The organism is Ornithinimicrobium carbonis (assembly GCF_977012275.1).
In genome coordinates, this window is record NZ_OZ348993.1 from 3667542 (window position 1) to 3690922 (window position 23381).

Sequence of the window (23381 nt, forward strand, 5' to 3'; positions counted from 1 at the left end):
ACGCCGACCGGCCGGGCCGCGCTCAGTGCTGGTGGTGCGACCCGTCGGCCGGCTGGTCCGGCTGCACCGGGCCGACCCGGTAGGGCCGCATCATCTCGTTGTCCTCGTGCTCGAGCACGTGGCAGTGCCAGACGAACTGCCCGGCGTTGGTGAACGTCATCCGGATCCTCGTCACCGTGCCCGGGTAGGAGATGACCGTGTCCTTGCGGCCGCGGTCGCCGGGCGGGACCGGCAGCGGGCCGCCGACGTCGGTGACGTACTCGGCCTCCTCCACCGTGATCTCGCGCCGCTCCAGGACCTGGAACGGGGTCTCGTGGACGTGCACCGGGTGGGCGTCGGCGGTGAGGTTGTAGATCTCCCACTCCTCGGTGTCGCCGACGTCGGGGTTCTCGGTCACCGGGTCGGCCCAGGTCAACGGGCGGGCCTTCAGCGCATCGTCCCCCAGCTGCGGGTATGCATCCATGACCCCGAGCAGCGCGGCCGCCGGGGCCTCGCCCTCCTCGACCTCGTGGTCGTGAATGTCGTGCATGTGCTCCAGCAGCGCCAGCTTGCGCACCCGCGCCGGTGCCTTCTCCTCCGGCAGGCCGGGCAGCACGAGGTGCTCCGCCGGGGTCGTCCGGTCGCGGTCCCGGGAAGCCACGACCCGCAGGGCCATGACCCGGCCGGTGGTGGCCGGGTCGGCGGGGTCGAAGTCGCCCACGCCGTCCACGATTGGCTCCCCGCCGCCGTAGGGCTCGTCCGGTCCCAGGTTGGTGATGACGTGCTCGCCGACGGGCACGTCGGTGAGGTCGAGGATGACGTCCGCCCGCTCGGCCGGGGCGAGCAGGATCCGCAGGTCGTCCTGCGCCAGGTCGTGCGGCGCGGGCAGGAAGCCGCCGTCGTTGCCGATCTGGTGGGCCCTGACCCCGGGGATGCCGTCGAGGTCGAGGATGAGGAACCGCGAGCCGCAGCCGTTGAGCAGCCGCAGCCGGTAGCGCCGCTGCTCGACCTCGTGGAAGGGCCACGTCCGGCCGTTGACGATGAGCGTGTTCCCGAAGAACTCCGGGTTCCACACCGGCGCGATCGGGCTCTCCGGGACGTAGGGCCCCTCGTACCCGTCGAAGAAGGCGCGCGTGTCCGGGTAGAACAGCTGCCCGTCGGTGGTGAACGTGCGGTCCTGGATCGCCAGCGGCAGCTCGTAGGTCGGCACCTGTCCGCGACCCTGCGAGCTGGCCGGCGCGTTCGCCGGCAGCACGGCCCGACGACCCGTCCGGGCGTCCCTGACCTGGTCCTCGCCCTGCGGGCCTCCGCGCAGCAGGTAGAAGCCCGCGGGTCCGGCATACACGTTCAGACGGGTGATGCCCAGGGTGTGGTCGTGGAACCAGAGGGTGGAGTCCCGGTTGTCGTTGGGGTAGTGGGCGACCTGCTCCCCCGGCTGCCACTCCTCGCCGTAGCGCTTCAGCGACTTCCGCGCGAAGAACTCGTACCAGGTGCCGTGCGGGGCGTGCTCGCCCAGGTCCCACGCCGCCGGCAGGAACCACGCCTCGGGGTAGCCGTCGGACTCGTCGCCCATGCCCATCGCCCCGTGCAGGTGGACGACGGCCGGGACCGGTCCCTGGTAGGTCGTGTACTGGGTGTCCGGGTCCGACACCCCGCCCGGCGGCACGTAGGTCAGCCCCGAGAAGTCCGGCCGGACGTCCGTGCGGGCCTCGCCACCGGGGCCAGGACGCAGGTCGGGGTTGGCCCAGTGCAGGGTGGGGTCGACGGGCAGCAGGTGGGGCAGGTAGCGGCCGTGGTCGTCGACGAGGTCGTTGATCCACCGGATCCGCACGGGCACACCGTGCTCGGCCTCGATGGTCATCGACGGCGCGTGGTGCAGCCGTCGCCCGACGCCGCCCTCGGCCGGGCCGTAGCCCCACACGGTCGTGGCCGGGTGCCCCTCGGGCAGCATCTGCTGGGAGAACTGGCGCACGGAGACGTCGTAGTGGTCGACGGGTCCCCCTCTGGTCCCTCGGCGCCGGGTGCGCGGCATGGTGGGCGGGACGAGCAACGGAGTGACGAACGCGGGCAGCGTCGTCGGATCCAGCAGCCCTGCCACCTCCTCCTGGGCGACCACCCGTCGGGCCCCGGTGACCGGGTCGCTGACGACCAGGGCAACGGTGCCGAGCGCGGTGCAGGTGAGGAAGGAACGGCGGGAGAACTGGTGCATCGGGACCACCTCGGTCGGGCAGAGGAGCAGGGGAGCAGCCGCCACGGTCCCCACAGCACCGTGGTCAGGTCGCGATTCGCAGACTACTCTCCGTAGGAGCTGCGCGCCAGGGTCTGACGGTCCTCCACGACGCGGCACCTAACCTGCCACTGCGGGTCCGCGCCGAGGACGATGCCGTGGTCCACGACGAAGCCGACCCGGCCCAGCCGTCGCAGGACCGCGGCGTCCTCCAGGACCGCGGGACCGGGGACGGACAGCCGCAGCTCGCAGCGTCCGCCGCCGGAGACGTCGCACCGCAGCGCGGTGACCTCACCGGGGACGTCCTCGCCGCTGCCGTCCTCGCCGCTGCCTTCCTCGCCGCTCCCGTCCTCGGGCTGCAGGGCCTCGGCGATCCGGCGCAGGGACCGTTCGGCCCGGGTCCGGCACCGACCGTTCTCGACGGGCTCGACGGGCTCCCCGGCCTCCGTCGACCCCTCCCAGGAGGACCACCCGCGCCGCAGGTTCTCCTCGAAGGGCACCAGGCGCCGGTCCCACAAACGGTCGACGGCGGCGTGCAGCTGCTCGATCGTGCCGCTGTTGTCGAGCAGGACGTCTGCCGCCACTGCGCGCTCCCCGTCGGTGACCTGCGCCCCGATCCTGGCCCAGGCCTGCTCGGGGTCCATCCCGCGCAGCTGGACCAGCCGCCTGAGCCGCTCCTCGGCGGGCACGTCGACGATGACGGTCAGCGCGTACCCCGCCGCCCGGTCCAGCTCGACCAGCAGCGGGATGTCGTGCACGACGACGGCGTCGTCGGGGGCGGCGCCGACCAGCTCGCGCGTCCGCGCCGCGATGCGCGGATGGGTGATGGCCTCCAGGTCGCGCCGTGCCCCGTCGTCGGCGAAGACCACCTGGCCCAGAGCCCCCCGGTCGAGGGCGCCGCCCGGGCCGAGCACCTGCGGACCGAAGCGGTCGACGATCTCGGTGAGCGCCGGCATACCCGGCGCCACCACCTCGCGCGCCACCCGGTCCGCGTCCACGACCACCGCCCCGTGCTCGGCGAGGCGCGCCGAGACGGTCGACTTGCCCGACCCGATCCCACCGGACAGTCCGACCCACAGCATGGGGTCAGGGTATGCGGTGGGTCCCGCCGGTGGGCGCGGTGCGGCTCCGCCCCCACGCCCGGTGGTTCATCCCCGGAGCGCGGTGGTTCAGCCCCGACGCCCGGTGGTCGAGGCGAACCCGAGCCAGGTGTGCCGGTTTCCGGCCCAGCACCAGCCGACCTTGGGGGCGCCCCGGCGGTCCCGGCCGTCCCGTCCGGTCCCTCGGGAGATCCAGACGGCGGGGGTGCGGCTGTCGAGCCGGCCGTCCGCCCGGCGCAGCCGGGACCCGATCGTCATGAAGCAGTGGCCGTCGGCCACGACGCCGGGCGTCTGCAGGGCCCACTGGATCCCCTCGGCGGTCAGGAGGGGCGTGCGACCGCGCCGGGTCAGCTCGGGCAGCGCCTCGTCGGGCGACCAGTTGCCCAGGTCGTCGCCGCGGTCGGGACCGGTGACGACGTACAGGGCAGACTCCGGCACCTGCACCTCCTCGACCGGGGCGAAGTCGTCGACGTCGGTCATGTCCTCGACGACGAACCCGGCCTGCTCCCCGCCGCGCGCCGGAAGCCGCATAAGGGGAGCCAGCGCCGAGGGTGGGACGAGACGCGGCGAGACGACGAGCAGGCCGGCGCAGGAGGCGGGTCCGTCGGGGCCGGAGGCCTCCTCGAACCGGGAGGCTCCGGCGCGGACCTCGCCGTCGGGGAGCCCGGCGAGCGCAGGAACGCCCAGGGTGATCAGCCGCTCGGCCTGCTCGGCGAGGCCGGGCAGGGCGGGGACGGCGGGAGCGCTGGTCGTGTCGGCGAGGTCGGGCACGAGGGTCCTCCCGGTCGTGGTGCTGGGGTGGGGTCAACCCGGTGGCGTGCGTGGTTGTTCCCGAAAGATCGCGTCGTCGTGGCCGCGCGTCCGCACCCGTAGGCTGGTGCATCATGCAGTGGCGTCCGGTGGTCCAGTTCGAGCACGACAACACCCTCACCGACGTCCGACGCCTCGGAACCGACGCCGGCCTGCAGACCGACTCCGACCTGCAGTACGTGCTGGTGCACGGCATCGGGGTCGGGCACCACTACCTCATCCCGCTGGCCGAGGCGCTCGCAGGACAGGGACGGACCGGGGGGACGGAGCCCGAGGGTCCGGCACGGACCGAGGGGACGGAGCCCGAGGGTCCGGCACGGATCGAGGGGTCGGGCGGGGTGCACGTGCTGGAGCTGCCCGGCTTCGGCGGGACGCCCACACCCCCCGAGCCGCTGACCATCGAGGAGCTCGCCGCCGTGGTCGTGGCCTACGTCCGCGAGACCGGTCTGGACCGGCCCGTCCTCGTCGGCCACTCGATGGGCGCCCAGGTCGTCATCGAGGCCGCCCTGCAGGCCCCCCACCTCGCCGGCCCGGTCGTCTCGATCGGCGGGGTCGTCGATCACGGCGACCGGTCGCCGCTGCGCCAGGGGCTGCGGCTGCTCGCCGACTTCGCCCTGGAGACGCCCGCGGCCAACCTGGCGGTCTTCCGCGACTACGTCCGCACCGGTCCTCGTCGCTTCCTGGAGACCGTGCCGACCATGCTCGACTACCCGACCGAGGAGGCGGTGCTGCAGCTGCAGTCACCCCTGCTCGTCATCCGGGGAGACCGCGACCCGGTCGCCCGGCACGACGAGGCCGACCAGCTGGCCCGGCTGGCACCGGTCGGCCGGCTCGTCGAGATCCCCGGGGCGCACGTGGTGATGTTCACCAGCCCGGACGCGGTGGCCGAGGAGATCGTGACCCACGCCCTGGGCAGGGACGCCAGCGACGGACGGACCCCGGAACCGGTCGACGGCTGACCCGGCCGACGGACGGGCGGAAAGGCATGGGCGGGTGATCGGAGGACGGCTCCGGCGGCTGGCCGGCCACGGGTACGCCTGGTTCCTCGACTACGTCTACGTCGTCTCGCGGCAGGCGCACGGTCTGCTCCGACCGGTCGACCCCACCACCTACCGGGACGAGGCGGCACCCCGCCCACCGGTCGTCCTCCTCCCCGGCGTCTACGAGCGGTGGCAGTTCATGCGCCCGGTCGCCGCGCTGCTCCACGACCTGGGCCATCCCGTCCACGTCGTGACCCGCCTGCGGTGGAACATCGCCCCGGTGGACGCGAGCGCCGAGCTCGTGACGGCATACCTGCAGGAGCACGACCTGCGTGGGGTGGTCGTGGTCGCGCACAGCAAGGGCGGGCTGATCGGCAAGTACGTGATGACGCACCAGGACCCCGAGGACCGGATCGAGCAGATGGTGGCGATCTCCACGCCGTTCCGGGGGTCGGTCTACGCCCGGTTCTTCCTGGTGCCGGCCGTGCGCGCCTTCTCCCCCTCCAACCGGGTGCTGCGCCTGCTGGGCGAGGAACCGCGGGTGAACGACCGGATCACCTCGATCTGGGCCGAGTTCGACCCCCACATCCCCCGTGGCTCCCATCTCGAGGGGGCCACGAACGTCGAGCTGCCCGTGCGGGGGCACTTCCGGATCATGGGGCGGCCGGAGCTGCTGGAGGCGGTCGCGCGGGCGGTCGCGCGGCCGGTCACCCCTCGGGCATCACCGTCGCCGCCAGCACCGCCCCGAGCTCCCGGCACCCCTCCAGAGCCTGGGCGTCCGGCTGCCCGGTGAGCTCCAGGACCGGCGCGACCGGCTCCCACCCGAGCGCCTTCGTGATGCCCCCGAGCGCCCGCACCGCCCCCTCCAGCCCCTCGTTGCCGTGGACGTAGGCCGCGAACGGTCGCCCCGACGTGGCCTCCAGGCAGGGGTAGTAGATCTGGTCGAAGAAGTGCTTGAGCGCCCCCGACAGGTAGCCGATGTTGGCGGGCGTGCCGAGCAGGTAGGCGTCGGCCTCCAGCACGTCGACCACACCGGCGGTCAGGGCGGGCCGCACGACGACGTCGACGCCCTCGATGTCCTCGTCCCGGGCGCCGGACAGGGCCGCTTCGAGCATGGCCTGCATCCCGGGCGAGGGGGTGTGGTGGACCACGAGCAGTCGGCGCCGAGCGGCGTCGGCGGGTTGACCCCAGGACTGGTCGGAGGACCGGTCGGAAGGCCGGCCGGAGGACTGGTCGGTGGACTGGTCGAAGGACTGGTCGACGGGCCGGTCGGAGGGCTGGTCGGAGGGCTGGTCGGAGGGCATGAAGCAGGGTAGTCACGACAGGCTCGGAGCGGGCGCGCTTCCCGGGCCCGCACGGCGCCCGCCGACCCCCCGGCATCTCCCCGGAGCGGCGCCACCTGTCGTTCACCCGCACCCTCTACCGTCGGACGCGTGAGACCCGACCGGCCCGTGGTGATCGGGCACCGCGGCGCCAGCGGCTACCGGCCCGAGCACACGCTGGGCTCCTACGAGCTGGCGGCCCGGATGGGCGCGGACCACCTCGAGCCCGACCTGGTCGTCACCCGGGACGGTGTCCTCGTCGCCCGGCACGAGAGCGACATCACCTTCACCACCGACGTCGCCCGCCACCGGGAGCTGTCCCACCGGCGCACGAGCAAAGTGATCGACGGCGTGGAGCGGACCGGTTGGTTCGTCGAGGACCTCACCCTGGCCGAGCTGAGGACCCTCCGGGCCGTGGAGCGGCTGCCCCACCTGCGCCCGGGCAGCGCCGCTCACGACCGGCAGGAGCAGGTCCCCACGCTCGAGGAGGTGTTGCAGCTGCGAGAGCGGCTCTGCGCGGAGCTCGACCGCGACATCGGGGTCTATCCGGAGACCAAGCACCCCAGCCACTTCGCCGGTCTCGGCCTGCCGCTGGAGGAGCCGCTGGTCGACCTGCTGACCCGGTACGGGCTCAACCGCACCGACGCCCCGGTCTTCGTGCAGTCCTTCGAGCTGGGCAGCCTCGTGCGGATGCGCACCGGGCTCGGGCTGCGGGCCAGGACCGTCTTCCTGATCACCGAGCCGCAGGGGTATGCCGTGACACCCACCTCCGCGCCGCACCCCTCCCCCGAGGGCGGGACCGAGGATTCCGGTGCGGCGGCCGAGGCCCTGGTGGAGACGCTCGCCCGGGCCGGCATCGACGGCCTGGGCCCGCACCTGACCATGGTGCTCGCACCGGGCGACGGGGGTGGCCTGGTCGACACCGGGCTGGTGGGTCGTGCGCACGCGGCCGGCCTGGTCGTGCATCCGTGGACCTTCCGGGCCGAGAACGCCTTCCTGCTGCCGCCGTTCCGCTCGGGGGACGACCCTGCGGCGCACGGCGACCTGGCCGGCCAGGTCCGGGCCTTCGTCGAGGCCGGCGTGGACGGGATCTTCGTGGACCACGTGGACGTCGCCGTGGGGGCGCTCGGTCGACCCCCGGCTCCCCGACGCGCCCGCGGGGACCGACCCGTGACCGCGTCGTCGGGCACAATCTCCGGGTGACGACGCCTCCCTGGACCGGTCGGTGGGTCGCCACCCGCCGCTCAGCAGGGGAGGCGGCGGGCGCCCTCCTCAGGCTCACGCTGCGCTCTCCACGGTGGTGGCTGTTCGTGCTCGTGGTCGAGCTGGCCTTCGCCCTGCTGCTGGGCCTCACCTTCGACGCGCGCTACGGCACGGGCACGCGGGTGCTGTGGGGCACCGTGTACGCGCTGGCCCCCACGCTGGCCGTCGCATCCCTCGGTCTGGGTCTCGCGTTCCTCATCAACCGTCGGGCGTTCGGTCGTCGCCTGCACGGGGGCAGGGTGCTCGAGTCCGCCTTCGAGGAGCACGCGCTCCGGCTCCGCGGGCCGTGGGCGGAGACGAGGCTGTCCTTCGACGGGATCGCCTCCGTCCGCAGGAGCGGCGACTGGGTGTTCCTGCAGCAGGTCGGATCGCCGGTCGCCAGCGCCTGGCCCGCGGAGCTCTTCCCTCCCGCCGACCTGGTCAGGCTGCGCCGCGCCGTCGACGGGCGTTCGCAGGCGTCCTCGGCCGTGCCTGCCGACGACCGCCGTCCGGCGGACGACGCCGAGGAGGACGAGGGGGTCGGTCGCGGAGGCTGACCCCGCCCCTCAGCGGTCGAGTGCGTCCGCCAGCCGGGCCACCGCGTCGGCCACCGGCGGGCCGAACATGGCGGGGTCGTTGTGGTCGACCTCCTCCAGCACGACCTCCTCGACCAGCGTGCCGGCCGCCCGGGCGACCTCGTGGCTCAACCGGGACGGCACCACGGAGTCGCGCGCCGCGCGGATCACGGTCACCGGCACCGGGCTGTCCCGCACGTGCTCGACCACCGGGTAGCGGTCACGCAGCAGCAGCCGCACCGGTGCCCAGGGGTAGTGGTGCGCCCCCACGGCGGCGAGCTCGGTGAACGGCGAGCGCAGCACCAGGCCCGCCGGCGGACGGCGGGAGGCCAGCGCCGCCACCACGCCGGTCCCGAGCGACTCCCCCAGGTAGATCGTGCGCTCCGCCGGATGTCCCTCGGCCTCGAGCATCCGGGCGGCGGCCACGGTGTCAGCAGCCAGGCCTTCCTCGGTGGGCGTGCCGGGGTTTCCTGCGTACCCGCGGTAGTCGAGCAGGAGCACCGTGAAGCCACGCGCGCTGAGCTCCTGGGCCAGCCCGGCGCGCGCCGCTCGGTTGCCGCCGTTGCCCGGTGCGTACAGCACGGTTAGGTCACGGTCCGTTCCCTCGTCGGCGGGGACCAGCCAGGCGGCCAGCTCCAGCCCGTCCTCGGTGTGCAGGACCACGTCCTGCCCTCGGGCGAACACCTGCGCGGCGGCCGGCACCGGGGAGGTGTCGGGGACGTAGATGAGCGAGCGCTGCAGGCTCGACAGGGCCACGAGCACCACCACCAGCAGGGTCAGGAGGATCAGGAGGCCGATGCCCGCGCGCCCGGTGCGTCGGGGCTGGCGAGCCGGCATGGACCCCATCCTGCCCGACCGGCTGGGTCCGGGCCGACCGGCCGCTCAGGGCCCCGAGGTCGAGGTTGCGACCGGGGGGAGACCTCGTGGACGGTCCGGTCCGCCCGCGATCGTCAGCCCCGGTGGACGAAGTGCACCCCGGTGAGCCCGGACCGCCAGGCGGCCACCTCGGCCGCGACGCCCTCGTCCCCGTCGAGACCACGGACGATCAGGGAGGCCAGGCGCGGCATGTCGTCCTCGACCAGGCCGATGCGCACGATCTCGGGGGTCCCCAGCCGCAGTCCGTTCATGTCCCCCTCGACCGGGTCGAGGGGCAGGCCGATGCCGCAGGCCAGCAGGTTGGCCCGGCGCAGGATGCGCGCGGCGGCCTGACCACCGCCCCACCGCGCCGCCCGCAGCGCCAGCTGGTGGGACCGGGTCGGGCCGTCGACGGTCTGGAAGACCGGCGCGCCGAGCGCAGCCAGCTCCTCCGCGAGGCGACGGGCGGTGGCGGCCATCGCCGCGGCATACCCCGATCCGTGCTCCTGCCAGTCGACCATGGTGACGGCGAGGGCGGCCGTCTTGCCGGCGTCGAAGTTGGCGGTGAGGCCGGGGAAGGCGATGGCGTCGATGCGCCGGGCGAGCTCGTCGTCGTCGGTGACCACGACCCCGCCCGGTGGTCCGCCGAGGCTCTTGTAGGTGCTGAACGTCATCAGGTGGGCGCCCTCGTGCAACGGGTTGGCCCACGTGCCACCGGCGACCATCCCGCACAGGTGCGCGGCGTCGAAGAGGACGGTGGCCCCGACCTCGTCGGCGATCTCGCGGACCTGCGCGACCGGGTGCGGCAGGAGGTTGAGACTGCCGCCGAGCGTGATGAGCCGGGGCCCGACCTCGTGGGCGAGCGTGCGGAGGGCATCGACGTCGACCGAGCAGCGGCGGGGGTCGACGGGTGCGGGGACGGTGCGCAGGCGGTACATCCCCGCCGAGCCACCCGCGTGGTGGGTGACGTGCCCACCGATCGAGGGAGGTGGCGCGACGATGGTGTCACCGGGCTCGCAGGTGGCCATGAACGCGTAGAGGTTGGCGATCGCACCCGAGGGGACGCGGACCTCGGCGTGCCGGGCGCCGAAGACCTCCGCGACCAGCTCGGTGGCGAGGACCTCGATCTGCTCGATGGCCTCCAGGCCGGTCTCGTACTTCCCGCCGGGGCTGCCGAGCGAGGGGCGCGACCCCAGGTGCGCCGCCATCATCGCCTCTGCGCGGGGGTTCATGACGTTGGCGGCCGGGTCGAGGTTGAGGCACTCGCGGGTGTGGATGCGGTCGTTCTCCGCGACGAGCCGGTCGAGCTCGGCCAGCTGGTCGTCCGCGCTCCGGGAGGCGGCGGCCGCGGCGAGCTCGGCGATCCGGGTTCCGGAGACCTCCGGCAGCCAGGAACGGGGGGCGAGGGCGGTCATCGGTCCTGTCCGCGGCCCTGCCACGTGCACAGGCAGACCTCGTTGCCCTCGGCGTCGGCCAGCACCCACCAGGCGGGCGCGAACTCGTCGGTGACCAGTCGTCCCCCGGCCTCGAGGGCCCTGGCCAGACGCTCCTCGACGACGTCGTGGGGCACGGTGAGGTCGAGGTGGAAGCGGTTGCGCTGGGTGCGGGGCTGCTCCATCTGCTGGAACCACAGCCCGGCGTGCCGGCCGGCGGGGTCGACCAGGGCGTCGTTCTCACCGCCCTCCGTCTCGGGCTCGTACCCCAGCACCGCCCGCCAGAACGGTGCGACGTCGGCCGGCACCATGACGTCGAGGCCGACCTCCAGCACGCTGAGCCCGTGCGGCTCGGGCACGAGCCCCAGCTCCTCCGCCACCGCGCTGACGGCGACGGCCAGGCGCCGGTCGCGGCGGGTGAGCCGGCCGACGTCGTGGCTGACGGTGGTGACCGTCACGTGGCGGTAGCGCAGGTCGACGTCGGGGTGGTGGTCGAGCTCGTCGGCCACGGCGGCGACCCTGGCCAGGAAGTCGGCCCCCTGGGCGAAGCTGCTGGTCCGCCACCGGGCGACCAGCCGTCCCAGGAGGACGCGCCAGTGGGTCAGCTCGGGGTCGGCCGAGAGCTCGGCGTCCGTGGGGTGCGCCGTCGTCTGCGGGGTCGTCTGCGGCGTCGGTTCCGTCATGCCGCCCACCCTGGCACAGGGGTCCCTCGGACGTCGGGCCGTCAGAGGGTCGCGTCCTCGGCAGCGTCCATCGCCGCGAAGATCCGCTTGGGCGAGATGGGCCCGGCGGTGCCCAGACGCTGGGCGAAGAGGGAGACCCGCAGCTCCTGCACCGACCACACGATGTCGAGGACGTCGGGGTCCTGCCTGCGGTGCGGGGGCAGCTTGTCCAGGAACGCCGTCAGCTCCTCCTCCACGGCATGGACGTCGTCCATCCGCTGCCGGTCCCGGGGCAGGTCCTGCACGCCCTTGTCGAGCCGTTCGGCCATCCCGCGCAGCCAGACGACCATGCGGGGAAGGCGGGCGTACCCGACCTCGGCGGCGAACCCCGCCCGCACCAGCCGGTCCAGCTGACGTCGCAGGTCGGTCGCCATGTCGGCGGCCGCCGGCGTGGTGAGCCGCTGCAGCCGCAGGGACACCTGGCGTGCGGTGTCGAGGATCGGCACGAGGGCCTCGACGATCTCCAGCACCCGCGGCACCGACTGCTGCCGCACCGCCACGAGCGCCGTCTCGAACTGCGCCGGCGTGCGCACCCCCGAGGCCCCTCCCAGGTCGGCGACCACGGAGTCCACGGCCGCGGCGAGCGCGTCCTCGAGCAGGGCGGGGACAGAGCCGTGCGGGTTGTGACCGAGCGCGAGCTTCTGCTCGTTGGACAGCAGCGCGAGCAGCCGCTTCCACGGCGGGGTGGTGTTGAGCAGGAGGAGCCGTCGGATGCCGCGGGTGGTCTCCCGGTCGGCCTCCGAACGGGTCGCCAGCACCCGCACGTCCACGGCGGCACCGGTGTCGACGAGGGCCGGGAAACCCTGCACCACACGGGGTCCCACCTGGCGGGAGAACGCCTCGGGCAGCGGGTCCAGGTCGGCCGGCCAGCTCGTCAGCCCGGCGCGCTCGACACCGGACGCGGCCGCCGCCATGGTCGTGCGGACCTGGCCGGCCAGCTGCTCCTGCAGCGCGGCGAGGTCCTTGCCCTCGCCCAGCACCTCCACCCGTCCCCTCTGCCGTCCGCGTCCCCTGCCGCCACCGGAGCCACCGTGTCCGGACCTGTTCTGCCTCTGCTGGTCCGGGCCGTCCGGGCGCACCGCGCGCTCCACCCGGAAGGTCATCCGCAGGTGGTCGGGCACCCGCTCCCACTCGATGTCGGAGGCGCGCACCCGCACCAGTCCCCGGCGGGTGAGCTCCTGCGCCAGCGCCTCGTCGACGGGCACGGTCCCGACGGTGCCCGCCTCCCGCATACCCCTCAGCGCGGCGCGCGCGTGGTCCGGGGCGGGCACGAAGTTGCGGCGCACGTCCTTGGGCAGCGCCTTCACGAGGGCGGTGACCAGCTCCTCGTACATGCCCGGGACGAGCCAGTCGAATCCGTCGTCCTGCACCTGGTTGAGCACCTCGACGGGAAGGTGCACCGTCACGCCGTCGGCGTCCGCGCCCGGCTCGAACTGGTAGGTGAGCGGGAAGGTCAGCTCCCCCTGGGTCCAGCTCGTCGGGAAGTCGTCCCCCCGGACGGCGTCGGCGTGCTCCTCGTGGACGAGGAGCTGCTCGGTGAAGGTCAGCAGGTGCGGCTGGGTGCGTCGCGCCTGCTTCCACCAGGTGTCGAAGTGCGCGCCGGAGACGACGTCGGCGGGGATGCGCTGGTCGTAGAACTCCACGAGGGTCTCGTCGTCGACGAGGATGTCGCGCCGACGCGCCCGCGCCTCCAGCTGGCCGAGCTCGGCGACGAGACGCCGGTTGGCGTGGAAGAAGTCGTGCCGGGTGTCCCAGTCGCCCTCGACCAGCGCGGTGCGGATGAAGAGGTCGCGCGCGGTCTCGGGGTCGGTGCGCCCCAGGGGGACGGCACGGTCAGCGACGAGGGGTATGCCGTACAGCGTCACCCGTTCGTCGGCCACCGCGGCGGCCGCCGAGCGCGACCAGCGGGGCTCGCTGTAGCTCCGCTTGACCAGGTGCTGGGCGGACGCCTCGACCCAGGCCGGGTCGATCGCGGCGTTGGTGCGGGCCCACAGCCGGGTCGTCTCCACGAGCTCTGCGGTCATCACCCACTCGGGGTTGCGGCGGTGCAGGACCGAACCGGGCTGCAGGACGAACCGGGCGTTGCGCGCGCCCTGGTAGTCGCGCTTCTCCTTGTCGTAGAGGCCGACGTGGGAGAGGAGGCCGGCCAGGAGCGACTGGTGGATCCGGTCGGCGTCCGCCGGGTGGTCGTTGAGCTGCAGGCCCAGGCTCTTGGTGGCCTGGCGCAGCTGGGTGTGCAGGTCCTGCCACTCGCGCACCCTCAGGTAGTGCAGGAACTCGGCCTTGCAGAGCCGCCGGAAGGCGCTGCCGGAGAGGTCCTTCTGCTGGCGCTGGAGGTATCGCCACAGGTTGAGGAGCACGAGGAAGTCGGAGTCGACACGGTCGGAGGGATCCGCCCCCCGGCCGCCCCCCGAACCACCCTTCGGTCCGCGGCCGTCGGCTCCCTGGACCCGCACGGGGCGCTTCCCCCCGGCACCACCGGCGCCACCGGCACCCCCGGCACCCCCGGCACCCCCGGCACCCCCGGGGCCGTGGCTCGAGGCAGCTGCGTCGGAGCCTCTGCTCGCCTCGTCGCGCGGCACGCCGCCGGCCTTGCGGAACCGGGCGTGCAGCTGGTCGGCGCGTTCCTGCTGGTCCACGGGGCGTTCGCGGACGTCCTGGATCGACAGGGCCGCCACGATGACCAGGGCCTCCTTGAGCGCCCCGTTCTTCTCCGCCTCGACGAGCATCCGGGCCAGCCGCGGGTCGACCGGCAGCGCGACGATGGCCCGGCCGTAGGGGGTGATCCGCTTGCGCGGAAGGTGGGCGGGCGCGTCCGGGTCGATCGCCTGCAGCTCGGTGAGCAGCCGCACGCCGTCGGCGACCTGACGCGAGTCCGGCGGTTCGATGAAGGGGAACCGCTCGATCTCCCCCAGCCCCAGGTTGGTCATCGCGAGGATGACGCTGGCCAGGTTCGTCCGCAGGATCTCGGGGTCGGTGAACTCCGGCCGCGACTCGAAGTCCACCTGGCTGTAGAGCCGGATGGCGATCCCGTCCGCGAGCCGCCCGCAGCGTCCCGCCCGCTGGTTGGCGCTGGCCTGGCTGATCGGTTCGATCGGCAACCGCTGCACCTTCAGTCGCTGGGAGTAGCGGCTGATCCGGGCGGTCCCGGTGTCGATGACGTACCTGATCCCGGGAACGGTCAGCGACGTCTCGGCGACGTTGGTGGAGACCACGATCCGACGGCCCTGGTGCCGGGCGAAGACCCGGTGCTGCTCGGCCGCCGAGAGCCGCCCGTACAGGGGCAGCACCTCGGTGCCGGGAAGCTGCATACCCTCCAGCGCGTCGGTGGCGTCGCGGATCTCGCGCTCGCCGGAGCAGAAGACGAGGATGTCCTCCCCCGCACCGTCGCGGCCGGACCCCTCGGTCCACAGCTCCTCGACCGCCTCGCAGATGCCGGTGACCTGGTCGACCTCGACCCAGGTCGCCTCACCCTGCTTGGTGGGGGGACCCTCGCGCAGGAGCGGGCGGTAGCGCACCTCGACCGGGTAGGTGCGCCCGGAGACCTCGATGACCGGCGCCGGCCGCCCGTCGGCGTCCGCGAAGTGCGCGGCGAAGCGGTGGACGTCGATGGTCGCGGAGGTGATGACGACCTTCAGGTCGGGACGCCGGACCAGCAGCTGGCGCAGGTAGCCCAGGATGAAGTCGATGTTGAGGGTGCGCTCGTGCGCCTCGTCGATGATGAGGGTGTCGTAGCGGCTGAGCATCCGGTCGCGCTGCAGCTCGGCGAGCAGGATGCCGTCGGTCATGACCTTGAGCAACGTGTCCTGCCGCGAGGTGTCGGTGAAGCGCACCTGGTAGCCGACGAGCGTCCCCAGCTCGGTGCCCAGCTCCTCGCTGACCCGCTCGGCGACCGAACGGGCGGCGATCCGTCGGGGCTGGGTGTGCCCGATCATCCCCTCGACGCCGCGGCCGAGCTCGAGGCAGATCTTGGGCAGCTGGGTGGTCTTGCCGGACCCGGTCTCGCCGGCCACGATGACGACCTGGTGGTCGCGGATCAGGGCGCGGATCTCGTCGCGACGTTCGCTGACCGGCAGTTCCGGCGGATAGTGCAGCGCCTCGGGTGCGGGCAGCGCGGCCCGGCGGGCGGCCACCGCCTCCTGCCGTCGGGTATGCCGTTCCGCACCGCGGCGGTCCGGCTGAGTCCTGCGTCCGTCGCGCTCGGGGCGCGGGGTGCGTCCGTCGCGCTCGGGGCGGGGGCTGCGTCCGTCCTGCTCGGGGCGAGGGGCGCGTCCGTCGCGCTCGGGGCGAGGGGTGCGTCCGTCGCGCTCGGGGCGCGGATCGTGTCCGGCGCGCTCGGGACGACGGGAGCGCGCCCTCCCCCGACCTCTCGACCGACGTCCGCCCGGCGCGTCCGTGCCCCCGTCCGTCCCGTCGCGACCAGGCCGGGGCGACGATGGGGTGGGTTCGGGCACGCCCTCCACTCTACGAGCGGCAGCAACCGGGTTCCGCCTCGTCACCCTACGACCCGGGTGACCCACACCGGGTGACCGCCGTCGACGGCCCTGACCGGACGGAGGACCACTCTCGGGCCGACGCACCCGTCGCGAGAGATTTTCACGCCGGAAACATGACGGAGACGGGAGCGCAACACGCGCCGCCTAGCGTCGACCATGACCCGCTCTCCCGCCCGGCCCAGGAGGCACCATGACAGCAGCGACCTTCCGCACCGGCCACGAGGTCCTGGTGCACGCCTCGCCGCAGCAGGTCTGGCGCACCCTCACCGAGGACGTCTCCGCGTGGTGGTCGACGATCAGCCGCCGCGGTGCGGTGTCGGCCCTGCTGGAGCCGTTCGTCGGCGGCCGGGTGCTCGAGGAGGAGACCCTTCGGCCCTGGGGCACCGTCACGGGATGGTGCGGCTCGGGCTACCTCGAGGTCAGAGGACGGATGGGCCTCCCCTCCGGCGTCACGGGGATGCTCGAGGTGGAGCTCGAGGAGACGGCTGCGGGGACCACGCTGCACGTGCTCCACCAGGTGGTCGGACCGTGGGAGAGCGCCCGCTGGGTGCGGAGCACCGACGCGTGGCGTTCGATGGCCGAGCAGGTGGGCCTCCGGGCGGAGCAGTCACGCCGCCCCCTGGGCCCGGTCGCGCCCGGTCCGTCCGCCCTCGTCCTGACCGCGGCCAGGAGCCGCGGGTAGGTCGACCGCGACCGGCAGGTGGTAGATGCCGGTGCCGGTCACCACACAGGTCCCCAGGAGCGGGAGGTCGGCCTGACGGCACATCTGGAGGATGTGCTCGTGGAGCGCGCGGTCGGAGTCGTCGACCCCGCCCCACGGTTTGACGATGCCGACCACGAGGCCGCCGACGCCGGGGAGGGTCACGGCGGTCAGCACGGTGCTGCTGACGGTCTCGCGCATGGCCGCCGCGTGGGGGATGCTGCCGACGAACACCGGCTGACTGAGCCGGCCGTCGCCGCGGCACAGCAAGAAGCTCAGGCCTCCGGGCATCCGGTCACGGTCGGTGACCACGAGGTCGAGGACGTCGACCGCCAGGTCGGGGTCGGCGAGGGATCGGGTGGGCCAGTCCTGGGGCAGGTCGTGGAAGCTCATGCGGTCGAGCCTGCCCGGAAACGCCGGACCGCCCTCCGGGTTTTCCACAGCGCCCCGGGGTGCCGGTCAGAGCAGCTGCGAGACCGTGTGGATCAGCAGTCCGACGAGGGCGCCCACCACGGTGCCGTTCAACCGGATGAACTGCAGGTCCCGTCCCACGTGCAGCTCGATCTTGTCCGAGGCCTCGGCCGCGTCCCAGCGGCGGATCGTGCCGGAGATGACCGACGTGATCTCAGGGCCGTACCTGGCCACCAGCGAGACGACCGTGTCGGCCGTCCACTCCTCCAGCCGGCCCCTGAGCGCCTCGTCCTGCTGCAACCGCTCGCCGAAGGCCCTCAGCTCGGTCTCCATCCGGGTCCGCAGGTGGCCGGAGGGGTCGTCGAGCGCCTCGAGGATCGAGCTGCGCAGGGTCTCCCCGAGCCGGACCGCGGTGTCGCTGACCTGCGGGTGGTCCAGCAGCCGCTCCTTGAGCCGCTCGAAGCGGTCGGCCGTGCGCGGATCCTCCTGCAGGTCGTGACCGAGCTCGGCCAGGTAGGAGTCGATCGCTGCGCGGACGTTGTGCTGGGGATCGTCCTTGATGTCCCGCGCCCAGCGCAGTACCTCCTGGTAGACGCGTCGTGTGACCTGGTCGTTCACCCAGGTCGGTGACCAGAGCGGTGCCCTGGAGCGCACGATCATCTCGACCTCGTCCTGGTGCAGCGCCAGCCAGGCGTGCAGCTCGCGGGCCGCCAGGTCGACCAGACCGTGATGGGCGCCCTCCTCGACGACCCGCTCGAGGAGGTGCCCGGCGAGCGGGGACAGGTCCTCGCGCCGCACGCGCGGGATCAGGACGTCGTCGACCAGGGAGCGCAGCTCGTGCTCGTCGACCCGTTCGACGAGCCGCCGCAGGAAGGGTGAGGCCTCACCGACGACCCGCTCGGCGTTCTCCGGCCGCGCGACCCACTCGCCCAGCCGCAGCATGACGCGGGCGTCCAGGATCTTCTCGCGCAGCACCTCGGGCGTGAGGAAGTTGTCGCTGACGAACTGCTCGAGACTGTCACCGAGCTCGTCCTTGCGCCGGCGGACCAGCGCGGTGTGCGGGATCGGCAGCCCCAGGGGGTGGCGGAACAGGGCGACGACCGCGAACCAGTCGGCGATCGCCCCCACCATCCCCGCCTCGGAGGCGGCGTTGACGTAACCCCAGAACCCGTCCCGCCCGTGCGTCAGCACCCAGATCACCGCCATGAGCACGAGCAGCCCGGTGGCAACCCCGCGCATGCGGCGCAACCCTGCACGGCGCTGCTCGTCGGTCACGGTCGTGCGGGTGACGGGGCTCGACGGAGTGCGTGGAGGCTCGGCCCGCTCGGTGGTCAGCGTCACTGCTCGTGTCCCCTTCGTGTCCGGTCGCTCGTGCGGTCCGGGGTGTGCGGTGGTGCCGGTGGATCAACCTGTGCGCAGGACCACCGTATTCCGTCGGGACGACAGACCCCGCGTCCCGCACCAGCGCCACCCGCCCACGGCATACGCGTGCGGCTCGTCCAACGGCACGCCCGTGGGCGGGCGACCACGGCATACGCGTGCGCGGCTCGTCCAACGGGATGCCCGTGCGCGCCCCGCCCCACGGCATACCCGCTCCTGTCCGGGGTGGTTGGATCGGAACATGTACTTCATCGTGGTCAAGTTCCCCGTCAAGCCCGAGCACGCGGACCGGTGGCCGGAGATCGTCCGGGAGTACACCGAGGCGACCCGCGCGGAGCCGGGCAACAAGTGGTTCGAGTGGTCCCGCAGCCTTGAGGATCCCCACGAGTTCGTGCTGGTGGAGGCGTTCGAGGACGACGGCGCCGGTCCGCACGTCCAGTCCGAGCACTTCGCCAAGGTGGGGCGCGAGTGGCCGCAGTACCTCACCGCCACGCCGAAGATCGTCTCCCGCCAGGTCGAGGGCGACGGGTGGGACGAGATGGGTGAGATCCGGGTCGAGTGACCCGTCGCGCGCCTCGTGGCTGGACAGGGCACGCTGGCCGCTGAATAGGGCACGCTGGCCCGTGAGCCTCGCCCACAACCCTGGCCCGAGCGGGTATCGACGATCGGAGGAGATCCCATGTGGCTGACCGGCTGGTCCGACCTGTACGCCGTTCTCGTCGTGGGCCTTGCCTGCTACCTGACGGTCGTAGTCCTCCTGCGCGCGACCGGCAAGAGGACCCTGACCAAGCTCAACGCGTTCGACTTCGTCGTCACCGTCTCGATCGGGTCGCTGCTGGCCACCGGGGTCCTGGATCCCTCGACCAGCTGGGCGTCCGTGGCCACGGGGATCCTGCTGCTGGTCGGCGCCCAGTGGGTGATGGCGAAGGTCACCTCGACCTGGCCGCGCAGCCGGTGGTTCGTCACGGCGGAACCGACCCTCGTGCTGCGGGACGGGAAGCTCCTGCAGGATGCCCTGCGACGCAGCCGGGTGGCGCCCTCGGAGGTGCTCCAGGCGGTGCGGACCAGCGGGTCGGGGTCGCTGGCATCGGTCGCGGCCGTGACGCTCGAGCCGGACGGATCGCTGAGCGTGATCACGACAGAGAGCCTGGGCGACGGGTCCGCCCTGGCCGACGTCCCGGGCCTGGCGGACGAGGCAGCGGACGTGCCGGGACTGCCGCAGCCGGACGACGGAAAGGCCTGACACCTTTTCTCCCGAGGCGTGGCGGGGAACGATTCGAAGAACTGATCCAGGTCGGCTCGAGGGCAGCGCCGGAAGGGGTGCGGGGTCGTGCCCGTGAGGTCGTCGGTGATGCGCGCCGGCAGCTCCGGGGAGGAGAGCCGAGGGTCCGTGCACGTGCGGTGCGAGTATGCGGAGCTGCGGAGCTGCCGAGATGTCGGCCCCCACATCCTCGGGGGCGCGACCCCGAGGATGCACAGGGTGGGTCTGGAGACGCGGGTATGTCGTACACGTGTCCTAACATGGGGTGCATCGAGAGGGCCTGGAGCGCAGCGACGGTCCGCACCTGGGGAGGGAGGTCGCGATGAGGGCACCGGTGCAGCCGGCTGGGCAGGAGAGGCCGGGCGACTCCCCGCTGGAAAAGGTCATGCTGGGCCTGCTCTGCTTCGTGCCCTCGGTGGCGCTGACCCGGGCCCGGGTCATGGTGGAGATGGATGGCCCCCGGACCGGTGGTGGCAGCACCATCCCCGCCCAGGCGGGACCGGACGCTGCCCGTGACGTGGACCCCCGGCCGGAGCTGCACGAACCGACCGGGGCCACCCCCTCGGCGGTCCCCGGACCGGGCACGCAAGAGACCCAGGACCACGCCGGGCCGCACGCCCAGGACGGCACCTCGGCGGGCATCCTGGAGGACCGCGGGCCGGAGGCCTCGGAGAGTGCCTTCCACTCCGTGCCGGTGAGTTCGGGTCCTGGTGAGCCGGTGGAGGTGCGGTTGCGGGCGGTGTTGTCCGAGATGGGTCTGGATGCGGGGTCGGTGGCGTTGCTGTCCTCGGCGGCCACGACCCTGGCCGCGGTCCGCACCGGCCGGTCGCTGGCGCAGATCGCCCCGTCGACCACGACCCGCGCCAGCCGCCCTACCGACGGGGCGGGCGCGACGGGCAGTCAGGAGCGGCGCCGCGCCGACGCCGACGGCCACGCTGACGGTGTTGTCCGTGGGCACGCAGCCGGTCCGGGCGAGGGCGGTGAGTGCGGGGTGGGTGTCCCGGACGCCGGTGCGGCCCGGCGGGCCGGGCAGGCGGTGCTGGACCGGATCGAGGATCTCCTGGACCTGGGCGCGCGCCTGGAAGGGGCGCTGGTGGTCGCGACCGGGCAGCTGGCCACGGCCAACGCCGCCCTGCTGCTGGCGGGAAAGGGCGCCACCGACCCGGCCGAGCTGTCCCCCACCGCCCGGGACCGGTGGGCCGCCCGGTCCCGCTCGGCCACCGCGCACGAACTGTCCGCAGCGTCCGGGTGGGGCATCGGCGAGGCCCGCGACCTGGTCGCCCTGGCCACCGCCCCACCCGCCATCACCGGCCCCGTCCTGGACGCGCTGGGGTCCGGGACCGTGCCGTGGCGGCTGGTGCGCCGCTGCTGGCGCACCGCCCACGGCGCCGGCCTGGACGTGGCCGACACCGCCCACCTGGCCCACGTCATGCTCGGCACCGACCCCGACCGGGTCGCCACCGAGCGCCTCACCCCCACCGGGACCGTGTCCACCCTGCCCTGGGGACACCGGGCCTACCACCACGCCCTGGACCGGGAGACCGCCAAGCTCACCCGCGGCGACGACACCTCCGCCCGGGCCGCCCGGGCAGGCGCCCGCGCCGCCCGCGACACCACCGCCCGCATCCAGGACGACGGCACCGCCACCGTGACCATCACCGCCACCCCCACCCAGGCCACCGCCCTCATCGACCGGCTGCACGCCGCCGCCCGCACCGCCCGCCGCGACGGCGACACCCGCACCCTGGCCCAGCTGCGCGCCGACACCGCCACCGCCCTGCTGCTGCACGGCACCCTGAACCTGCCCCAGGCGCCCACCGACCCCGACCAGGTCAGCGTGGAGCACATCACCGCCCTGGCCGCGATCCTGGAAGGCCTGCCCGCCGCCACCCTCAACGTCATCCTCCCCTGGCACCTCCTCCCCGGCACCACCACCAGCAGCGACAGCAGCACCGGCAGCGACAGCGGCAGCGGGCACGAGCACCCCCACCGGTGCACCACCAGCCCCTGCCCCGCCGCACCACCACCCCGACCCACGACCCCACCACCGGCGACGGCCACGCCGCCCGGGACCGCCCCACCCGGGGCGCACCCACCCGGCGATGGGCAGGAGATGCTGCTCGCGGTGGCCGAGGCGACCGGCACCACCCCCGCGTTCCTGCACGCCACCGACATCGCCGACCTGGCCCTGACCCCGGGCACCACCCTGCACCGGCTCGTGGTCGACCCCCTGGACGGGCGGTGCGTGGAACGCTCCACCACCGCCTACCAGCCCGATGCGCACATGCGCGCCCAGGCCATCGCCGCCGACGGGACCTGCCGCGCCCCCGGCTGCACCCGAGCGGCGATCTACGCCCAGCTGGACCACGTCCACGAGCACGCCACCGGCGGAGCGACCACCCTGTGCAACCTGGAATGCCTGTGCACCACCCACCACGACCTCAAGACCGCCCGCCACTGGCACGCCACCATCGACGCCCACCGCAACCTCACCTGGCAGACCCTGCTAGGACGCATCTACGCCACCCGGGTCCGCGACCACCGCGCCTACACCACCCTCCTGAACACCGCCATCGCCACCGTCCACCACGCCACCGCCCAGGCCACCACCACCGGCGCGGCCGGCGCGAACGGCGGGCAGGACCCCCGCACCGCCCGGGCCGAGGCCATCGACCAGGCCATCTACACCGCCCTGTGCCACCGCGCACCCACCGACCCCCTCCCCACCGCCGAGGAAGACCTCACCCCCTACGACAACCCCTACCACCGACCCCACCACGACGGCGGCCGCGCCGGCCACGCTCGCGGCGACACCGACCAGGTCTTCACCGCCGACGCCGCCACCACCCTCACCCACACCGACCCCGACGGTCGACGCCGCTGGGGACCCCCGGCCCCGACCACCGACGCCGACCTCACCTCCGGACCTGCCTGGCCCACCCCGACCCACCAGTCCCTGGACCCCACCACCTGGACGACCACCACCCCCACCACGCCGCAGACCGATGCTTCGGCAGACCATGAGGGAGCCCCGTCCACCGACGACCCGACGGCGACGAACGGCCCCGACGGACCCGCCAACCCCTGGGGTAAGCGCACCTACGGACCCCCACCCTTCTGATGGCGGACAGGCGGCCGCCGGCGGGCAGGAACCGCACGATCTCAACCGGCCCGTCCTGTCAGTCCTCCCCCGCCAGCAGACCAGGTCACAACGGCAGACGGACGCTGCGCAGGTGGGCGCTCGAGCGTCAGGACCGGTGGGGAGCTCCCCCTCTTCTCCTCCCCGGGGGCTTGTGCACACCTGACCTGAGGAGGACCGTGTCAGGAACCACCCGGCGCCGATGCTCCGGCGCGCGCCGAGACCAGGAGAGATCATGACGACGCTCAACCCGTACATCTCGTTCACCGGCAACGCACGGGAGGCGATGGAGTTCTACCGCACCGTCTTCGGCGGGCATCTCACCATCGACACGTTCGGCGCGTCCGGCATGGGCGAGGACCCCGCCACCGCCGACCAGGTCATGCACGCGATGCTCGTCACCGACGAGGGCCTCACCCTCATGGCGTCCGACACCCCACCGGGCATGGAGGTCACCGTCGGAGACAACGTGCAGATCTCGCTGAGCGGACCGGCGGAGGACGAGATCGAGCTCCGCGGATACTGGGAGCGGCTCAGCACGAGCGGGACGGCGGACCTGCCCCTGACCCAGGCGCCGTGGGGAGACCACTTCGGCATGTGCACGGACGCGTACGGCATCCGCTGGATGGTCAACATCGGCGGCGACGAGGCCGCCTGACCCGTTCAGCAGCGGACGCCCCACCGACCGGCCCCGTCTGATCTCGCCGGACCCGGTCGACAACGGACCCCACCGACCGCCCCCGGCCAAC

General features: G+C 73.5%; 19 protein-coding genes. 9 read left to right on the forward strand and 10 right to left on the reverse strand.

The window, feature by feature from the left end:
* Positions 1-22: 22 nt before the first annotated feature.
* The 3 genes from ACWHYA_RS16785 to ACWHYA_RS16795 form a co-directional block, all read right to left on the reverse strand.
* Entirely contained in the window at positions 23-2233 is a 2211-nt protein-coding gene (locus ACWHYA_RS16785; protein WP_425940352.1) for a multicopper oxidase family protein, read from the reverse strand.
* Positions 2234-2271: 38 nt separating this feature from the next.
* On the reverse strand, positions 2272-3288 hold the full coding sequence (gene coaE, locus ACWHYA_RS16790) for a dephospho-CoA kinase (RefSeq protein WP_425940350.1): 1017 nt from the start codon (positions 3286-3288) through the stop codon (positions 2272-2274).
* An 87-nt stretch (positions 3289-3375) separates the two neighbouring features.
* A complete protein-coding gene (locus tag ACWHYA_RS16795; RefSeq protein ID WP_425940348.1) occupies positions 3376-4077 on the reverse strand; it encodes a DUF5701 family protein in 702 nt (233 codons plus the stop codon).
* A gap of 113 nt (positions 4078-4190) precedes the next feature.
* Between ACWHYA_RS16795 and ACWHYA_RS16800 the strand changes: the two genes are divergently transcribed.
* Positions 4191-5075 (forward strand): alpha/beta fold hydrolase, encoded by an 885-nt coding sequence (locus ACWHYA_RS16800; RefSeq protein ID WP_425940346.1) that lies wholly within the window; start codon positions 4191-4193, stop codon positions 5073-5075.
* A gap of 34 nt (positions 5076-5109) precedes the next feature.
* The gene (locus tag ACWHYA_RS16805; protein WP_425940344.1) at positions 5110-5889 is read left to right on the forward strand and encodes an esterase/lipase family protein; all 780 of its coding nucleotides are present in this window, start codon (positions 5110-5112) and stop codon (positions 5887-5889) included.
* Here the strand turns inward: ACWHYA_RS16805 and ACWHYA_RS16810 are convergent.
* The gene (locus ACWHYA_RS16810) at positions 5804-6400 is read right to left on the reverse strand and encodes a flavodoxin (RefSeq protein ID WP_425940342.1); all 597 of its coding nucleotides are present in this window, start codon (positions 6398-6400) and stop codon (positions 5804-5806) included. The genes ACWHYA_RS16805 and ACWHYA_RS16810 overlap by 86 nt on opposite strands.
* 129 nt (positions 6401-6529) lie before the next feature.
* Here ACWHYA_RS16810 and ACWHYA_RS16815 point away from each other — a divergent pair, with 129 nt between their 5' ends.
* Together ACWHYA_RS16815 and ACWHYA_RS16820 are read left to right on the forward strand one after the other, a co-directional pair.
* Positions 6530-7621, forward strand: a complete 1092-nt coding sequence (locus ACWHYA_RS16815; protein ID WP_425940340.1) for a glycerophosphodiester phosphodiesterase family protein — start codon at positions 6530-6532, stop codon at positions 7619-7621.
* Positions 7618-8217 (forward strand): hypothetical protein, encoded by a 600-nt coding sequence (locus ACWHYA_RS16820; RefSeq protein WP_425940338.1) that lies wholly within the window; start codon positions 7618-7620, stop codon positions 8215-8217. The genes ACWHYA_RS16815 and ACWHYA_RS16820 overlap by 4 nt, the downstream gene beginning before the upstream one ends.
* 9 nt (positions 8218-8226) lie before the next feature.
* On the opposite strand, the gene ACWHYA_RS16825 is transcribed toward ACWHYA_RS16820, so the two are convergent.
* From ACWHYA_RS16825 to hrpA, 4 genes are all read right to left on the reverse strand, one after another.
* Complete coding sequence (locus ACWHYA_RS16825) at positions 8227-9072, reverse strand: alpha/beta hydrolase (RefSeq protein ID WP_425940336.1); 846 nt, start codon at positions 9070-9072, stop codon at positions 8227-8229.
* Positions 9073-9185: 113 nt separating this feature from the next.
* Entirely contained in the window at positions 9186-10505 is a 1320-nt protein-coding gene (locus ACWHYA_RS16830) for a serine hydroxymethyltransferase (protein WP_425940334.1), read from the reverse strand.
* Entirely contained in the window at positions 10502-11206 is a 705-nt protein-coding gene (locus ACWHYA_RS16835) for a VOC family protein (protein WP_425940333.1), read from the reverse strand. Before ACWHYA_RS16835 ends, ACWHYA_RS16830 begins: the two co-directional genes overlap by 4 nt.
* A gap of 41 nt (positions 11207-11247) precedes the next feature.
* Entirely contained in the window at positions 11248-15378 is a 4131-nt protein-coding gene (gene hrpA, locus ACWHYA_RS16840; protein ID WP_425940332.1) for an ATP-dependent RNA helicase HrpA, read from the reverse strand.
* A 553-nt stretch (positions 15379-15931) separates the two neighbouring features.
* Here hrpA and ACWHYA_RS16845 point away from each other — a divergent pair.
* Positions 15932-16423, forward strand: coding sequence for an SRPBCC family protein (locus tag ACWHYA_RS16845; protein WP_425940330.1), 492 nt, complete (start codon positions 15932-15934; stop codon positions 16421-16423).
* On the opposite strand, the gene ACWHYA_RS16850 is transcribed toward ACWHYA_RS16845, so the two are convergent.
* The gene (locus ACWHYA_RS16850) at positions 16349-16834 is read right to left on the reverse strand and encodes a hypothetical protein (protein WP_425940328.1); all 486 of its coding nucleotides are present in this window, start codon (positions 16832-16834) and stop codon (positions 16349-16351) included. The genes ACWHYA_RS16845 and ACWHYA_RS16850 overlap by 75 nt on opposite strands.
* 66 nt (positions 16835-16900) lie before the next feature.
* Positions 16901-18091, reverse strand: coding sequence for a DUF445 domain-containing protein (locus ACWHYA_RS16855; RefSeq protein WP_448095624.1), 1191 nt, complete (start codon positions 18089-18091; stop codon positions 16901-16903).
* Positions 18092-18473: 382 nt separating this feature from the next.
* Here ACWHYA_RS16855 and ACWHYA_RS16860 point away from each other — a divergent pair, with 382 nt between their 5' ends.
* The 4 genes from ACWHYA_RS16860 (at position 18474) to ACWHYA_RS16875 (ending at position 23290) form a co-directional block, all read left to right on the forward strand.
* Positions 18474-18794, forward strand: coding sequence for a putative quinol monooxygenase (locus ACWHYA_RS16860; RefSeq protein WP_425940325.1), 321 nt, complete (start codon positions 18474-18476; stop codon positions 18792-18794).
* A 117-nt stretch (positions 18795-18911) separates the two neighbouring features.
* Entirely contained in the window at positions 18912-19475 is a 564-nt protein-coding gene (locus ACWHYA_RS16865) for a DUF421 domain-containing protein (RefSeq protein WP_425940323.1), read from the forward strand.
* Between the two features lie 340 nt (positions 19476-19815).
* Positions 19816-22614: an HNH endonuclease signature motif containing protein gene (locus ACWHYA_RS16870; protein ID WP_425940321.1), complete on the forward strand. Its 2799-nt coding sequence runs from the start codon at positions 19816-19818 to the stop codon at positions 22612-22614.
* 253 nt (positions 22615-22867) lie between these two features.
* Positions 22868-23290 carry a VOC family protein gene (locus tag ACWHYA_RS16875; protein ID WP_425940319.1) on the forward strand — a complete coding sequence of 141 codons (423 nt, stop codon included), beginning with the start codon at positions 22868-22870 and terminating at the stop codon, positions 23288-23290.
* Positions 23291-23381 lie beyond the last annotated feature (91 nt).

Bases quoted from the DNA above. Each gene is read 5' to 3' on its own strand.
- coaE (WP_425940350.1), bottom strand. From the start codon at position 3,288: ATGCTGTGGGTCGGACTGTCCGGTGGGATCGGGTCGGGCAAGTCGACC.
- ACWHYA_RS16800 (WP_425940346.1), top strand. From the start codon at position 4,191: ATGCAGTGGCGTCCGGTGGTCCAGTTCGAGCACGACAACACCCTCACC.
- ACWHYA_RS16810 (WP_425940342.1), bottom strand. From the start codon at position 6,400: ATGCCCTCCGACCAGCCCTCCGACCAGCCCTCCGACCGGCCCGTCGAC.
- ACWHYA_RS16825 (WP_425940336.1), bottom strand. From the start codon at position 9,072: ATGCCGGCTCGCCAGCCCCGACGCACCGGGCGCGCGGGCATCGGCCTC.
- ACWHYA_RS16830 (WP_425940334.1), bottom strand. From the start codon at position 10,505: ATGACCGCCCTCGCCCCCCGTTCCTGGCTGCCGGAGGTCTCCGGAACC.
- ACWHYA_RS16835 (WP_425940333.1), bottom strand. From the start codon at position 11,206: ATGACGGAACCGACGCCGCAGACGACCCCGCAGACGACGGCGCACCCC.
- ACWHYA_RS16845 (WP_425940330.1), top strand. From the start codon at position 15,932: ATGACAGCAGCGACCTTCCGCACCGGCCACGAGGTCCTGGTGCACGCC.
- ACWHYA_RS16850 (WP_425940328.1), bottom strand. From the start codon at position 16,834: ATGAGCTTCCACGACCTGCCCCAGGACTGGCCCACCCGATCCCTCGCC.
- ACWHYA_RS16855 (WP_448095624.1), bottom strand. From the start codon at position 18,091: ATGCGCGGGGTTGCCACCGGGCTGCTCGTGCTCATGGCGGTGATCTGG.
- ACWHYA_RS16860 (WP_425940325.1), top strand. From the start codon at position 18,474: ATGTACTTCATCGTGGTCAAGTTCCCCGTCAAGCCCGAGCACGCGGAC.
- ACWHYA_RS16865 (WP_425940323.1), top strand. From the start codon at position 18,912: ATGTGGCTGACCGGCTGGTCCGACCTGTACGCCGTTCTCGTCGTGGGC.
- ACWHYA_RS16870 (WP_425940321.1), top strand. From the start codon at position 19,816: ATGAGGGCACCGGTGCAGCCGGCTGGGCAGGAGAGGCCGGGCGACTCC.
- ACWHYA_RS16875 (WP_425940319.1), top strand. From the start codon at position 22,868: ATGACGACGCTCAACCCGTACATCTCGTTCACCGGCAACGCACGGGAG.